The sequence below is a fragment of the Psychrobacter sp. ANT_WB68 genome (genome assembly GCF_008369115.1).
In the GTDB taxonomy this organism is placed as follows: domain Bacteria; phylum Pseudomonadota; class Gammaproteobacteria; order Pseudomonadales; family Moraxellaceae; genus Psychrobacter.
Genome location: NZ_VOAZ01000001.1, coordinates 729,715 through 743,996, shown reverse-complemented (window position 1 = coordinate 743,996; position 14,282 = coordinate 729,715). Strand labels below are relative to the sequence as shown.

At 44.3% G+C, this 14,282-nt stretch carries 13 protein-coding genes; all 13 read right to left on the bottom strand.

Going from position 1 to position 14,282, the window contains the following annotated elements; genetic code table 11:
* Positions 1 to 33 precede the first annotated feature (33 nt).
* Positions 34 to 672 carry an urease accessory protein UreG gene (ureG, locus tag FQ084_RS03145; RefSeq protein ID WP_149489165.1) on the bottom strand — a complete coding sequence of 213 codons (639 nt, stop codon included), beginning with the start codon at positions 670 to 672 and terminating at the stop codon, positions 34 to 36.
* A gap of 35 nt (positions 673 to 707) precedes the next feature.
* Positions 708 to 1,415 (bottom strand): urease accessory protein UreF, encoded by a 708-nt coding sequence (locus FQ084_RS03140; protein WP_149489164.1) that lies wholly within the window; start codon positions 1,413 to 1,415, stop codon positions 708 to 710.
* Positions 1,405 to 1,977 (bottom strand): urease accessory protein UreE, encoded by a 573-nt coding sequence (gene ureE, locus FQ084_RS03135; protein WP_149489163.1) that lies wholly within the window; start codon positions 1,975 to 1,977, stop codon positions 1,405 to 1,407. The genes FQ084_RS03140 and ureE overlap by 11 nt, the downstream gene beginning before the upstream one ends.
* A 35-nt stretch (positions 1,978 to 2,012) precedes the next feature.
* A complete protein-coding gene (gene ureC / locus FQ084_RS03130) occupies positions 2,013 to 3,716 on the bottom strand; it encodes an urease subunit alpha (protein WP_149489162.1) in 1,704 nt (567 codons plus the stop codon).
* Positions 3,713 to 4,048, bottom strand: a complete 336-nt coding sequence (locus FQ084_RS03125; RefSeq protein WP_149489584.1) for an urease subunit beta — start codon at positions 4,046 to 4,048, stop codon at positions 3,713 to 3,715. The genes ureC and FQ084_RS03125 overlap by 4 nt, the downstream gene beginning before the upstream one ends.
* A gap of 28 nt (positions 4,049 to 4,076) precedes the next feature.
* Positions 4,077 to 4,379, bottom strand: a complete 303-nt coding sequence (gene ureA / locus FQ084_RS03120; protein ID WP_149489161.1) for an urease subunit gamma — start codon at positions 4,377 to 4,379, stop codon at positions 4,077 to 4,079.
* A 75-nt stretch (positions 4,380 to 4,454) separates the two neighbouring features.
* Positions 4,455 to 5,363: an urease accessory protein UreD gene (locus tag FQ084_RS03115; RefSeq protein ID WP_149489160.1), complete on the bottom strand. Its 909-nt coding sequence runs from the start codon at positions 5,361 to 5,363 to the stop codon at positions 4,455 to 4,457.
* A gap of 489 nt (positions 5,364 to 5,852) precedes the next feature.
* Positions 5,853 to 6,527 (bottom strand): glutathione S-transferase, encoded by a 675-nt coding sequence (locus FQ084_RS03110; protein ID WP_149489159.1) that lies wholly within the window; start codon positions 6,525 to 6,527, stop codon positions 5,853 to 5,855.
* A 317-nt stretch (positions 6,528 to 6,844) separates the two neighbouring features.
* On the bottom strand, positions 6,845 to 7,480 hold the full coding sequence (locus FQ084_RS03105; RefSeq protein ID WP_149489158.1) for a hypothetical protein: 636 nt from the start codon (positions 7,478 to 7,480) through the stop codon (positions 6,845 to 6,847).
* A gap of 344 nt (positions 7,481 to 7,824) precedes the next feature.
* A complete protein-coding gene (locus FQ084_RS03100) occupies positions 7,825 to 8,409 on the bottom strand; it encodes an alpha/beta hydrolase family protein (protein WP_149489157.1) in 585 nt (194 codons plus the stop codon).
* Between the two features lie 54 nt (positions 8,410 to 8,463).
* Entirely contained in the window at positions 8,464 to 9,378 is a 915-nt protein-coding gene (locus tag FQ084_RS03095) for a hypothetical protein (protein ID WP_149489156.1), read from the bottom strand.
* A 732-nt stretch (positions 9,379 to 10,110) separates the two neighbouring features.
* Positions 10,111 to 12,156 carry a choline BCCT transporter BetT gene (gene betT, locus FQ084_RS03090; RefSeq protein WP_149489155.1) on the bottom strand — a complete coding sequence of 682 codons (2,046 nt, stop codon included), beginning with the start codon at positions 12,154 to 12,156 and terminating at the stop codon, positions 10,111 to 10,113.
* A gap of 318 nt (positions 12,157 to 12,474) precedes the next feature.
* Complete coding sequence (gene betA, locus FQ084_RS03085; protein WP_149489154.1) at positions 12,475 to 14,175, bottom strand: choline dehydrogenase; 1,701 nt, start codon at positions 14,173 to 14,175, stop codon at positions 12,475 to 12,477.
* Between the last annotated feature and the right edge of the window lie 107 nt (positions 14,176 to 14,282).

The window sequence follows — 14,282 nt, the reverse complement described above, 5'->3', positions numbered from 1 at the left end:
ACTTTTAATTATTAAGTGCGAGCAATTAAGCACCTAAGCATTGGCGCTTAGCTTTCCAGGACGACGCTCAGGTAACATGCCTTGCTTTAAAATAAAGCTAATGATTTCTTCTACACCCACACCGTCATACAAGTTGGTGAAGATAAAAGGACGTTCTCCGCGCATTTTTTTCGAGTCACGTTCCATTACATCTAGCGAAGCATGTACATATTCGGCGATATCAATTTTATTAATAATCAGCAGATCCGACTTAGTAATACCTGGGCCACCTTTACGAGGAATTTTGTCACCAGCAGCGACGTCAATGACATACAAGGTCAAATCCGAGAGCTCTGGGCTAAAGGTCGCGGCCAAATTGTCACCGCCAGACTCTACTAACACCAGCTCCAGGTTAGGATGGCGCGTTTGCAAATCATCAATGGCAGCTAAATTCATCGAGGCATCTTCGCGGATAGCCGTATGCGGACAGCCACCCGTTTCTACACCCAAAATACGATCGGCAGGCAAGGCATCGTGTTTTAATAAAAAATCGGCATCTTCACGCGTATAAATATCATTAGTCACCACCGCGATGTCATAGTGATCTTTTAGCGCACTACATAACTGACGTAACAAAGCTGTTTTTCCAGAACCAACCGGACCACCAACGCCTACTCTTAAACAATGTTTCATGGATATTTTCCTTATCTAAAAACGAAGCCTTTAATTTAGCTTCGAAATAATCGTGAATATTGAGTTTCATGCTGAGCACTACCCAGTGCTAAGCCGGGTAAAATCGGACCCAGCTGCTCGTCAGTTAGCGTTAAAGCTTTATCAACTGCCGCCACCAGTTGCGGACGTAAGATCTCGTTCAAACGTTGTGCAGCGGTATGACCGAGTGGCATGGCTTTACAGGCTACCGCCAGCTGATTTTCCAGCCAACTCCAAGCAAATCCCAATAGAGCTTGACGTACAGGTACCTGCCTTTGATGAGCGGTCCATGCAAAAACGGTGACATAACCCGGATCTTTTGGTAGCTCGGCATGACCTAACACTGTTTGTGGCTGCAACTCTAAGCTGTTGAGTAAGCGCATCAATGCTTGACCCAAACGTGTATCTTCATCGCTAAGCTCCGCCGTTTCCCGATTGGCGTGTAACCAGTCATTCCAAAAAGCCAGACCATCACTATCGTTATTGGCCCAACATCTCTGTAAACGTGCTAAGACAGGCAGCTCACACCGCGTCAAACCATCTCCTAATACACCTTCCAACCATTCACCCAGTTGAGTTTCGTTATTGACCCAACCAAGCTCAAACGCACTTTCCAAACCTTGCGACCAAGCAAAAGCACCAATAGGTAATGCAGGGCTAATCAATTGTATCAAGCCCAATAAGGCCAGATCGCTAACCGCATTTGATGGCTCATTAAGGCGCATGGTTATGGCCGTCGTGCTGAGAGTGGTTATGATGCTGAGTCACACTATGTGAATGGTCGTGGTCATGGTCGTGATGATGAGAATGCGCATGCCCATTTGAATGCGAGTGCTCGCGACCAGCCTGCGCATAAGCACCAGACTCTGGGTCGAACGGTGCTTCATGATGCGTCAAGTCTGCTCCCAATAGCACTGCTAGCTCTTCAAGCACATGATCTGGAGGAAAGCGCACCCAATGGCGCCCATCTTCATCGCTACCAAGGGCAAGCGACACATGACGGTTACCTAAGTGGTAGCAAAGTCTGGCTAGTGGTAGACCGCTTTCGATATAAGCGGTAGCTACTGGCTCATCAGCAGCAAGTACCTGAATCACCTCACCGCTATTAGCTTGTAGCAAATCACCATGACGAAGCACAGGGCCTCGATCAAGAAATAGACCCACGTCACGGTCGTTATCACTAACTGCTTTTAGACGGCCACGAATACGTAACTCATAAGGCAAAGTTAAGGTGTCATAAATATCGACCGACGTATTACCATCCATTCTTTTTATTAATTCAAGCATATTATTATCCTTACCAACGATTTAAAACAAATGGCCTAAAACAAATGATAAAGCTGAGCTAACGGTAATTCAGAGAGCGGCTCGCAAGTTAAGAGCACACCGTCTACATGAACTTCATAAGTTTCTGGATCTACCGTGATGTTCGGGCAGTAATCGTTCAGCTTCATGTCTTTTTTGCGCATGCTACGTACGTTTTTACACGCTACAAATCGGCTTTTTAGTCCCAGTTTTTCTTCAAGACCTGTGTTCATGGCGGCTTGGCTAACAAAGGTAACGCGAGTAGCAGACACGGCACGGCCTAACGCGCCAAACATACGACGATAATGTACCGGCTGCGGGGTCGAGATCGCTGCATTAGGATCGCCCATTGCAGCACCAGCAATCATGCCACCTTTTAAAATAATGGACGGCTTAACACCAAAAAACTTAGGACGCCATAGTACGAGGTCTGCCATTTTTCCAATCTCTATCGAGCCCACTTCATGTGATACGCCATGGGTGATGGCAGGGTTGATGGTATATTTGGCAATATAACGTTTCACTCGGAAATTGTCAGTACCACGCGCTTTATCTTCTGGCAGTAGACCACGCTGCAAGCGCATTTTGTGCGCAGTTTGCCACGTACGGCAGACCACTTCACCAATACGGCCCATGGCTTGAGAATCCGATGAAATCATCGAAATCGCGCCAAGATCGTGCAAAATATCTTCTGCAGCAATGGTCTCACGGCGGATACGCGAATCAGCGAATGCCACATCTTCAGGAATATTTGGATCTAAGTGGTGACACTCCATCAGCATGTCGAGATGCTCGTCAACGGTGTTGATGGTATACGGGCGGGTTGGGTTGGTCGATGAGGGTAAAACGTTTGGCTGACCACAAGCGACAATAATGTCTGGGGCGTGACCACCACCAGCACCTTCGGTATGGTACGAATGAATACAGCGATCTTTAAAGGCCTCTAGCGTATCTTTAACAAAGCCTGACTCATTTAAACTATCAGCATGTAGCGCTATCTGAATGTCATAGCGATCAGCAACATCAAGCGCATTACTAATAGTTGCTGGCGTTGCCGCCCAGTCTTCATGGACTTTTAAGCTCATCACACCTGCTTTGACTTGCTCTTCAAGTGCTTCGGGAGTACTGGCACTGCCTTTACCCAAAAATCCGATATTAATAGGTAGGTCATCTACCGCTTGCATCATTTTGCCGATGTGCCATGGACCAGGGGTGTTGGTTGTAGCTATTGAGCCAGTTGCGGGGCCTGTACCGCCGCCAATCATAGTGGTTAAACCACTCATTAACGCCTCATCTACTTGTTGCGGGCAGATATAGTGAACGTGAGTGTCTACCGCACCTGCGGTCAAGATTTGATTTTCACCAGCAATAATTTCAGTACCTGCGCCAATAATAATATCAACATCCGGTTGCGTATCTGGGTTGCCGGCTTTACCAATAGCCGCAATGCGACCGTCTTTTAAGCCAACATCGGCTTTCACGATGCCCCACCAATCAATAATAATCACGTTGGTAATTACAGTATCCATCACTGAGTCTGAACATAACTGGCTTTGACCCATACCATCACGAATCACTTTACCGCCACCGAATACTACCTCTTCACCATAATGAGTGTGGTCTTTTTCAATCTCGATCCAAAGCTCGGTATCACCCAAACGGAGGCGGTCGCCAACGGTCGGGCCATACATATTGGCATAGGCGTCGCGAGATATTTTCATCGTATGTCTCCTGAATCTGAGTTGTCATCTAGCGCACCCATCACCTCACCTCTAAAGCCAAAGATGCGGCGCAATCCGGCATAAGGCAGTAACGATACCTCACGTTTTTGACCCGGCTCAAAGCGCGTGGCGGTGCCGGCTGGAATAGCTAGGCGATGGCCATACGCTTTTTTGCGATCAAAGCTCAGCGCGCTGTTGGTTTCAGCGAAGTGATAATGAGAGCCGACTTGTATAGGACGATCGCCCGTATTGGCCACCTCAATCACAAAGCTGTCGCGGCCTACGCACAGTTCAATATCACCTTTCTTTAATTGATATTCACCCGGAATCATCATGTTCTCCTTAAGCTTTATGCTCTTGTTAGATAATAGGACTGTGAACAGTCACCAGTTTGGTGCCATCGGGAAAAGTGGCTTCGACCTGAATACTCTCAATCATCTCAGGGACGCCTTCCATCACGTCGTCTCGGGTTAAGATTTCGCGACCAGCACTCATCATGTCTGCTACGGTACGTCCTTCGCGCGCGCCTTCCATAATCTCACAGCTTATTAAAGCAATCGCTTCTGGATAGTTTAACTTCAGCCCTTTTGCCTTACGCCGTTCGGCGAGCAGTCCTGCTGTAAATAACATCAACTTGTCTTTATCTCTAGGGGTTAGCTCCATTGTTTGCTCCGTTTTTTATTGCTATTGTTTTTTAAAGCCTTGTGCCAAGCGTGGCATAAGTGAATTTCAAATTTATTAGGTCAACCAAATGCGCGGTATGACGGCTTTGTGACCCGTTAATCTAGGACGCAAAATATCTCGTGCTTGTTGCAATAGATCCCAAGCTTCATTTCGCTCCATGCCCAAATATCGTAGTAAGAGCACACCGCGACGATAGGTCACCGCCCAATGATGGCTGGCAGGGATTTTGTCGCGGAGTTCGGTAATGGTATCAGTAGGATCGTCCAATCCCACTGCCCATAATGTAGCATGTACCGTAGCGCCGCCTTGTCCCCATTTGCCTAAAAAGCGAGGATGGGTTGGGTCAATGACTTGGCGCTCTAACCATAGCGGTTTACCATTTCGGCTGAGCTGAAAACGCTGCTCAATGATGCCGCTGACATAAGGCAGGTCGCTGGCTGGACGGCCAAGTCCAATAATCTCCCAGCCCAAGCATTTAGCCGTTTCAGCCAAATCGATAATCACCGTTTGCTCACCGCGTGAACCATCAAAAGCCAGCGTTTCTTGAGGCAACCATTCAAGCGTGGCGCCGTCTTCGACTTTAAGATGAGTGTGCTGTGCCCAAGCGACACCATTGCTATCGGCTCGATACAGCTTGTTAGCCGCTGGTGTGGTTAGTAAAGCGTGAGCATTTTCAGAAATCGTAACATCGATGGTTAGAGAGTCACCGCTGGCAATACCACCGGGCGGGTGCAAAAGATACACATGGCAGCAGCCATCACGGCCTTCAGGATAAAAGGCTCGCTGTACACGAAGTGGACCATAATGGCGTGCGACATTCATGCGGGTAATGCGAGTATCTGCTTCAGGATAGGCTGCAAACCCAAGAGTTAAGGAGGCTGGCCAGTGACGGCTGGCATCAAAACGATGCCCAGAATCTATAATTGACTGTTGATGCACTGGCATAGAAGATAGAATCGTCATGCGAATGAAAACCTTTTTTATAGGCCCAACGCGACATACATCGCTGAATCGTCAACAAATTGGCTGACGATAGCAAAATGATAAAATACATTCACGCGCGTGGGTGAGGTTAGAGTGACAGTGGCAGCTTAGTAGCTGTCAGCGAATGTCATGAGTTGGGCAGTGACTGCCTAAAAACCATAAAACGAATACTGCAGATAAATTACGATGTAACATCAGGGTAGTAGACACTGCCCTTGGTATGTGTATGAGCTTAATTGCGTTAAATATTGACACCAAAAAGATACTTATCGGTAAACAACCTTACTATTCATCTCTTATAAACCAAAAGTATATAACTGTCAAACTATTAATTTGCTAATTTTTAAAAAAATGCGGTTAATTATCGCTATTTATAGTTGAGCTGCACAGTCAATCGTGTAGAAATTCAATCAGATAAAAATCTAGAGGATGGGATATCTAAAAAAATGAGGCTAATATTTAAAAGGCTTAGCAATCATCAAAGCCTTTATAGGAAGTTTTGGCGAAAATCACCACCTCATCCTCTTCTTGCCACGGCTGGAACTTAGTCATCGATTGTAAAAATAGCGGATGGGAGAGCCAGTCCTGTAGCCATCGCTGTAGATTCGGATAAGGAAGACTGTAAAAAATATCGCGATCGACATGAGCAAATTGACGGACAAAAGGCACAATTCCAATATCAGCAAGCGTCACGCTTTTCCCTAGCAGATAAGGATTTTTAGTCAGGAGTTCCTCTAAAAGCTGTAAAAAGGCTCCCCCTTTTTGTCGATACTCTGTTTGGGTCATCTCGATATGACGGTCGGCGTATTTGTAGCGATCAAGCCAATATTTAAACTCATTGTCGTTTTTATCAATCAGCGCATTCGCTTCAAGCAAAGTCTCTGCATTAATTAATCCTTGCGAATCTCGCTGCGCAAGCGCCCATATCATTATCTCTCTACTCTCTTCAATCACCGTCCCATCCAAAAGCTGTAAAACAGGCACCGTACCTTTGGGGCTAATCGCTAGCATCTGTGGCGGCTTATTTTTCAGCGTTATCTCGCGCAGCTCCACCTGCAGCTCGGCAAACAGTATGCCAAGTCGGGCACGCATGGCATAAGGGCAACGACGAAAAGAGTAAAGACAAGGATAAGAGGAGATCATGAGTATGGTTCGCAGTTTGATTAAAGTTAATAGCCTTATAGGTAAAAGCTATTATTTATTATGAAGGCACGTTTCGATTTTAAAAATGATTGTATTAGCCCCTTTGCTTGCTCATGATAGCAATGCCAGTAGTTGCCTTCAATGGTAGGTTTGATGCTTAAAAAGATAGTGCGTTAAGATCAGTGATGTTAATTAAGTTCACACCATACAAAAAGCCTCACTATCATAAAAAGTAGTAAGACTTGTGTTTAATCTAAAACATTATAAAGGCGGTTTTTTAGAATTATAAGATTATAAAATTAATATTGCTTAGGCTATTAAACACTTTTAGATTTTGGTAAGTCGTACTCGAATCTCTCGACTTCTTTATCTTGCAGTTCAATAATCAAGCGATAGCCTTTTATAGTGCCATCGTACGGTACATTAGCCCCACGCTCTTGATAATGCGTGCGGATACGCTCTTTAATAATGCTTTTACGCGCAGCTTCCTCTAGTTTAGCAAATCCAATTGGCAAATCTACATGAGTCCAAAGTGAAGCGCCCCAACGAGACAACCAATTTGCGTTACCATCAAAATTAAAATCAACATCGGCGTGTAAACGATATTGAGGTTGCGGCTTAGAACCCTGTGCTATCTCATCCTTAATCTGGGCGATATCTTCTGCAAATGGCTCATAAGGCAAATCGAGCACCAAAAATAGCTTGGCTAAAAACTCATCGGCGGTAAAGTATTTATCTCTATAGCTGCCATCAAGGCCAATATGTTTATTAGACAACACATGACGTAAGCGTTCACAGGCAGGCATGGTATGTTTTAAAGGGTAACCCATGGCTTTGACAATATCTTGCGCACGATATTCTAACGTATCTATTTGAGCGATGACGTATTGTGCGAGAGGATGACACGGCTGATAACGGCGAGTATATTTGGATGGATTGCTAGATTGGCTCATGATAGTGAAGACCTTAGATTCCTATAACTCCGACGAAAAATTATAAAATCAGGCACAAATGAGGATGTCGGAGTACAGGCTCATGCGCTTTACCAGGATTGTTTTATATCGTGCTGGAAGTTGCAAGGTTTGTACGCCGCCACCCATTGCAATTATGATAATTTGCAATAGCGAATGGCAATGACAAAACTGTTAAACCCACGATGAAGGACTCAATGATGATAGCACATCAGCTGATAGAAAATAAATACTGATATGTTTACTTATTCTTTAACAGGGCTTTTTGTTTACCCTTAAATACCTGCTTTTTCAGATTGTCTACTCTTCTAGGTTGAGCACGCGCTTCAGTCTTCACCATGATACGTCGCCTCATCCATCCAAACGATAGGGTCTTCACACAAATGTACCAAGTGATACCAAATATCACTGCTACGGGCGATACGGTGATGACCGCCGTCAAAATAATCGACTTCCCAGCTATCAGGCAGATTGACTAAGGTTCGTTTAGCCACCGCCACATCTAAGCTTTCATCGTCGACTTCCACCATGACTCGTACCATCTCAGAGTTTGAGGTCGGAAAAGACAATTTCATATCCGCCACTGCTGGAATACGATCTGCTAAAACCTCACTTGGATAAATACAAGGCGCAATCAATAGCGCCCGCAAGTTATATTTGTGGGCAAAATGATTGGCAAACCAACCACCAAGCGAGTGCCCTGCCAATACTACGCGTGGATACTCATGCATCTTCTCTTGAATTAAAGCGTCATAAATCTCAAATATTTCTACAAAATCATCTCGATAATTGACCGTTTGACAATATTTTGGCTCACGCGTAATACAAGTATATTTACTAGTCTCGCAACTCGAATCGAGACCATGAAAAAATAGTAAGAATGTGTCTTTATTCTCGATAGGAAACATCATAGCTTTCTCCTTTTATTATTGTTTAGACCTATTTTTATTCATTTGCTTTGTCATTTAAACCGATTTTTTATTGGTTATCTGCGCTTGGTATAAACTCAAAATCTCTGCACAAGCTTGCATTGAGATATTTTTTGCAAAGCCTTTATCAAACCAAAAATCGTAAACGGCTTGGACAATAGCTTTTACCGCCTCAGCATCTTTTGGCTTTTGCTCTTTTAATTTGCGCGCAATGTCTTTTGCCTGAATATCAGACTCATTGTAGGGCGCACTCCAGCCCACACAATAGCGATAGAGTACATCATTAATGGCTAATATAAATATGGCGTCAGCCACGTCATACTGTTCGATAAATTGCTCTAACACCCAACAGCGCTCCTCATAAAGTGAAGGCTCTATCGGCATCTCATCACGCTCAGTCACACACTCGCTACTCACCACATGCGAGGGCTTACTAAAATCCTCCCAAAGTAGTGGATAAGACCCGCCAATACCGCCCTTCTCTACTATGTTAAAACGCCAAATACCATAATGCGTATCAACGCCCTTATAAGGCACACTGATAAACCACTGCATCAGCGCATCGCTATCATAAATGATATGAATACTGCCAATACGCACCCCTTGCTTGGGTAAAACGTCCGCGTATAAACGATCCATATCATCGCTATAAAGTTTTACTTTTTCCACGTTTTCAACATTGACATCATTAAGCTTAGCCCTCGCTTCATCTATGTTCCGGCACAGCCTAAACGGCGCGACAAAACTCAGTGTGTCATCGGTATTATTGACAAAATACACATCATCTTCATAATTATTTATTGAAACCGTCTCAAGATAAAATAATGGGCTTTTACGTACGCGCCCTTTCTCATCACTCGCCAGTGCCGTTATTCCAAACAGTTTTGCGCCATGCGACCACTGCATATTGTCTATCCGTTTTTGCTCAAATTGATACGTTAACTTTGTCATCGTCATATCCTTATTATTTTGATTTTAGTTTGCTCGTTGCAGTATTTTTCGTATTTTTTTTCTTGCTTTCTTATTTTTTGGTTTTTGTTAAGCGCAATTTTAAGCCAGCCGAGTCTATTTGCCATTTGGTTAAATGACATCATTAGCTATAAAGTAGAATAAGTTAATTAGTTTGGTTGCATATAAGTTTTATGCTTAGCTGGTTTTTTAGCCGCAGTTTTGCATTATCGTAAAGCTACTTTTTATCGTTATTACTCTTAAAAAATGAAAATTGAAGAGCATTTTTCTATTCAGTGTTTCTGATTATCAATCAATATATTTTTTGGGGCTTAGGTTTGGATTTTTGCAGGCGAAGCGGTTTGGGAATAAACGAAAATAACATTGTTCAAAGGACATTATTAAAAATGCTTGCTAAAGACAACTCAGTTAAGAAGTGAAGCGTTGCGCTCCGAGGGTTAACGGTTTGTCATGTTATTTTTGCCTGACTCAATAACTATAATATAAAACCTGATGAAAATAAAGAGGCTAAAATAAGCCGCGCGACAACTGCTGTCGCTCAATCATTGATTATTAGATTTATCACTAGATTTCTCATTAAATTCACTATTCATTGAACCAATTTATATAAAAAACCCCAATAAGCTGCACGCAACTTATGGGGTTATCTTTTGCCAAATTGTTAATCAAATATCTAAAATCTAGCAAGCCATATACTGGCGTTTGATGAATGAATTAACGTTCTAAATGGAGATACTGCATATGACATTCGTACTGATGCAAAATATCGACCAGCACTTGCTCTTTGGTATAGCCAACTAAGTCATACTCTTGCGAGCCATCACTTAAAAACACCTCAGCACGGTAATAAAACTCGGCCTGCTTACTTGAAGTATTGAGTGTAAAGTTCGGTCTCTCAGCTTTGATTAGATTGACTTCATAAATAAAGTCATCTTCATCACCATGACCGACGCGCAGTTTTACCCCATCTATCTGACCGTCATCTTCATCCATCCCAGCATCTATATCTTTACCGATACTCGCCAGATTTCGGATATCCAATGCCGTCTGAAGACCACCCGCTTTTAGCTCGCTTTCAACCTCAATCATCGCAGGCTTAACCACCGTCTGTAAAAAGCGTTCGACCTGTTTATGACTGGGGAAGCTAACGATACGTTGCAAGCGCGCTTTCCAACCTTTACCACTATCGAGCACGTTTGCCGTGCCAACGGTACTGGCTTTGCGCTTATTGCCCTCCTCTTTTAATGACTTCCACATAGCCATCATGTAAAGCACTAAAATAAGAGAGAACGGCAAACCTGCAATCACAGAGACGGATTGTAGCGAGGCAAAACCACCCGCAAACAATAGACCCAGAGTAATCAAACCTGTAGCTGCCGCCCAAAATAAACGTAACCAAACAGGTGCGTCGGTATCATTGGTCATACCTCTTGAGCTGAGGTTCGCAAGGACTAAAGCGCCTGAGTCAGCGGACGTCACAAAAAATATCAGTCCAATAATCACGCCTGCTAATGAGAAAATATCGCTATAAGGAAAGTATTCAAACAAGGCAAACATACCCATCGCCGCGTCATTAACGGCGATTTCACCAAGTTCGGTGGCGCCATTGGCGACCAAATCTATCGCTGAATTACCAAAGATAGAAAACCATGCAAAGATAAAACCAAGTGGGATAAACATCACACCAAAGACGAACTCTCGCAGGGTACGGCCACGGCTAATACGCGCGATAAATAATCCTACAAAGGGTGCCCAAGCGACCCACCATGCCCAGAAAAATATCGTCCAACCTGACTTCCATTCGGCACCAGCCGTACCATCATAAGCATAGACATCAAAGGTCTTAAAAATAATGGTTTGAAAGTACTGACCAATATTTTGGGTAAAGGTATTGAGCAAGTAAACGGTATTACCTAGCACTAATATTGCCAATAGTAGCAATATTGATGACAGCATATTAAATTCGGATAAACGGCGTACGCCTTTTTCAACACCCGTCATCGCAGAGATAGCCGCAGCAACAACCACCCCTAAGATAATCAGGCTCTGTACCATTTTGCTAGACTCGATACCGAAAACATGAGTCAAGCCCGCATTGGCCTGCAATACCCCAATACCTAAGCTAGTCGCAATTCCCATCAGCGTACAGACGACACCAAAAGTATCAATACCATCACCAAGCCAGCCCTTTATTAAGCGCTCGCCAAAGATAGGTGTCAGTGGTGAACGTAGTGCCAATGGCATGTTTTTACGATAAGCAAAGTACGCCAATGCCATACCGATTAGTGCATAAATACCCCAACCATGAAGACCCCAGTGTAAAAAGGTTTGCGACAGTGCTTCACGCATCGCTTCTGCACTGGCAGGCTCTAAACCAGTATGCGGCGTCAAATAATGCATCAACGGCTCAGAGGCACCAAAGAATAATAAATCAATCCCGATACCCGCGGAAAATAGCATCGCCGCCCATGCTAAAAATGGAAACTGGGCTTTTTCGTGATCTTGCCCAAGCTTGATATCGCCGTATTTAGAAAAACCAACAAACAAGGCGAAAATACTATAAGCAGCTACTACCAGCATGTAATACCAGCCAAAGCTTTCTGATACCCATGCCATACTAGCGCTTAATAATGTCTGACTATAATCTGGAAATACAATCGTCCAGATGATCAATAAAATAGAAATAATAGCTGAACCTAAAAAAACCGTTTTATTTAGAGTCAGGGGTTTCGTCGCATCTTCTGATGGCGAGCTGTACATAAAAGACCTCAATAGGTAAATTAAACAGGGTCTGATATTGCTTTGTCCGTCATAACTTTATGACTGATAGTCACATAAGATATGTATCACCGCATGACGCACAAAGCAGTACCAATAAATAAGATTTGCTATATATAAACTGTTATTAACATAGCAAAGCAAACGCTAAACAGAGGCCGCCTTAAAGGCTCGACCTGCTTAACATAAGCGCTGATAAAAAAGACCTTTACTGTGAAAGGTCGTCTTCTTGAAATGGTCTTATATTATTTATTGTCCAATAGCTTATACCGTTGTTTAGACACTCATTTAGACAGTCTTTTAAACAACAGATTTATAAACGCGCATCGGCTCGGCTCTGAGCGGTGCACCATTTGCAACGTAATAATCTACCGTCGAGCGTGGTAGCTGTATGCCGCGCATCTTATCGACGATTTTTTCGGCGAGCATAATGGTGGTCGCGTTCAGGTTACCACTGATGATATTTGGCATAATCGATGCATCGACGACGCGCAAGCCATCGATACCGTGTACCAGCCCTTCTCCATCAACTACCGAATCATTGCCTTCGCCCATCGCACAGGTACATGACGGATGATAAGCCGTTTCGCTATGGTTACGGACATACTCGTCTAACTGCGCATCGGTCAACAAGTCATCGGTTGGCGCAATGGCGCGACCACGATAAGGGTCAAGCGCTGGCTGATGCATAATCTCACGGGTGATACGCATGGCGGCGCGGAACTCTTGCCAGTCCTGCTCATGCGACATATAGTTAAATAAGATACTCGGATGCGCGCTTGGGTCTTTCGAGGTCAGTTTGACGCGACCGCGACTTGGCGAGCGCAATGAGCCCACATGTGCTTGGAAGCTATGAGATTTCACCGCACTGCGACCATCGTAACGCACTGCTAACGGTAGAAAATGATACTGAATATTAGGATGGGTAAACTTTTCATCGGTACGAATAAAGCCGCCGCCTTCGAACTGATTTGACGCGCCAAGCCCTGTGCCATTAAATAGCCATTCAGCACCAATCGCCGGCTTATTCCACCATTTATTGGCGGGCGCAATCGAGACCGGCAGCTTACATTCATACTGCATATACAGCTCTAAATGGTCTTGTAGATTATTACCGACACCTGGTAAATCTAGAATCTCATTGACTCCCAAATCTTTAAGCCATTGACCAGGACCAATGCCTGAGCGTTGCAATAATTGCGGCGAGGCAATCGCGCCAGAAGATACAATCACTTCACGAGACGCATAGAATTTTTTGGTTTGACCTTGATGTGCGACTTTAACGCCGACAGCACGTTTGCTATCGAACAAAATCACATCAGTCAATGCAGCCGTTAAAATGGTGATATTGCTACGCGGTTTAGCACGGTCAAGATAACCGCGCGCTGTTGATGCGCGGCGACCATTTGGCGTCACAAAACGATCCATTGGCCCAAAGCCTTCTTGCTGATAGCCGTTTAGGTCATCCGTACGTGGATAGCCAGCTTGCACGCCCGCTTCAATCATCGCTTCAAATAGCGGATTGACACCTGGCTTGGAGGTGGTTATTTCAACCGGACCGCCGACGCCATGATAGTCGTTCTCACCAGCGTCACTATTTTCTAGTTTTTTAAAATACGGTAGGCAGTCTGAATAGGTCCAGTCTTCTAAACCTTTGATTTTGGCCCAATCGTCAAAATCCAACGCATTGCCACGGATATAGCACATCCCATTAATCAGTGATGAGCCGCCCAGTCCTTTGCCGCGACCACAGTCCATAATACGGTTGTTCATATACGGCTCGGGATCGGTTTTATAGCCCCAGTTATAAGTGGTTCCTTGTAACGGCATCGCGAGCGCCGCTGGCATCTGTGTGCGAAAGTCTAAGCGATGGTCCGGACGACCCGCCTCTAACAGCAACACCTTAATGTTGGCATCTTCGGTCAAGCGGGTGGCCAGCACATTTCCTGCTGAACCTGCGCCAACGATGATGTAGTCATATTCAGGTGTGGTTGATGTCATAAAACGCTCCATAATATTAAAAAATCCATCATTTGATATCAGTAATGCGGTGTAAAAGGACAAATTATTCCTAATACGCCAACCTTACTGTTTTAAAACTCTTACCA

Bases quoted from the DNA above. Each gene is read 5' to 3' on its own strand.
- ureG (WP_149489165.1), bottom strand. From the start codon at position 672: ATGAAACATTGTTTAAGAGTAGGCGTTGGTGGTCCGGTTGGTTCTGGA.
- FQ084_RS03140 (WP_149489164.1), bottom strand. From the start codon at position 1,415: ATGCGCCTTAATGAGCCATCAAATGCGGTTAGCGATCTGGCCTTATTG.
- ureE (WP_149489163.1), bottom strand. From the start codon at position 1,977: ATGCTTGAATTAATAAAAAGAATGGATGGTAATACGTCGGTCGATATT.
- ureC (WP_149489162.1), bottom strand. From the start codon at position 3,716: ATGAAAATATCTCGCGACGCCTATGCCAATATGTATGGCCCGACCGTT.
- FQ084_RS03125 (WP_149489584.1), bottom strand. From the start codon at position 4,048: ATGATTCCGGGTGAATATCAATTAAAGAAAGGTGATATTGAACTGTGC.
- ureA (WP_149489161.1), bottom strand. From the start codon at position 4,379: ATGGAGCTAACCCCTAGAGATAAAGACAAGTTGATGTTATTTACAGCA.
- FQ084_RS03115 (WP_149489160.1), bottom strand. From the start codon at position 5,363: ATGACGATTCTATCTTCTATGCCAGTGCATCAACAGTCAATTATAGAT.
- FQ084_RS03110 (WP_149489159.1), bottom strand. From the start codon at position 6,527: ATGATCTCCTCTTATCCTTGTCTTTACTCTTTTCGTCGTTGCCCTTAT.
- FQ084_RS03105 (WP_149489158.1), bottom strand. From the start codon at position 7,480: ATGAGCCAATCTAGCAATCCATCCAAATATACTCGCCGTTATCAGCCG.
- FQ084_RS03100 (WP_149489157.1), bottom strand. From the start codon at position 8,409: ATGATGTTTCCTATCGAGAATAAAGACACATTCTTACTATTTTTTCAT.
- FQ084_RS03095 (WP_149489156.1), bottom strand. From the start codon at position 9,378: ATGACAAAGTTAACGTATCAATTTGAGCAAAAACGGATAGACAATATG.
- betT (WP_149489155.1), bottom strand. From the start codon at position 12,156: ATGTACAGCTCGCCATCAGAAGATGCGACGAAACCCCTGACTCTAAAT.
- betA (WP_149489154.1), bottom strand. From the start codon at position 14,175: ATGACATCAACCACACCTGAATATGACTACATCATCGTTGGCGCAGGT.